General features: G+C 76.5%; 1 pseudogene. It reads right to left on the bottom strand.

The window, feature by feature from the left end:
* Positions 1 to 156 precede the first annotated feature (156 nt).
* Positions 157 to 519, bottom strand: a pseudogene (locus ACEPPI_RS40655) (hypothetical protein); the annotation flags it as partial.

Below are 519 nucleotides of genomic sequence, written 5' to 3'. Positions count from 1 at the left end.
CCGGCGCGGCAGCGCCCCGGCCGGCCGGGCGAGCGCCCCCGCCGCCAGCAGGAGCGTCACCACCTACGGGATCCCGTGGCCGTCCCCCGCCCGCCGCCGAGATCCGAATAGCGTCGTGTTTGGTAAAAAATTATATTTTTTTTTTTATATATTTTTTTATGTGTAACTCGCGCCCCCCCGCCCCCCCCCCCCCCCGGCCGGCCGGGCGAGCGCCCCGGCCGCCAGCAGGAGCGTCACCACGTACGGGATCCCGTGGCCGTCCCCGGCCGGCCGCGGGGTCGTCGCCGCCCACACCTCGCGCAGCACCCCCAGCCCGGAGAGCAGCGTCCCCGCCACCGTCGGGACCGCCGTCAGCGCCCCCAGGGCGGCCACCGCCGCCCCGGCCCACAGCAGCCCCCGCCGCACCGGCTCCGGCAGCCCGCCCATCCGCGGGACCGCCACCAGCAGGGCCAGTGCCGCCGCCACCCGCACCGCGACCGCCCACCCCGGGGCCGTCCCGGCCGGGACCAGCGCCCCGAC

The organism is Streptomyces sp. AB3(2024), assembly GCF_041862025.1.
GTDB lineage: Bacteria > Actinomycetota > Actinomycetes > Streptomycetales > Streptomycetaceae > Streptomyces.
Note: the sequence above shows the minus strand (reverse complement) of the source record. Positions and strands in the feature narration are given on the sequence as shown.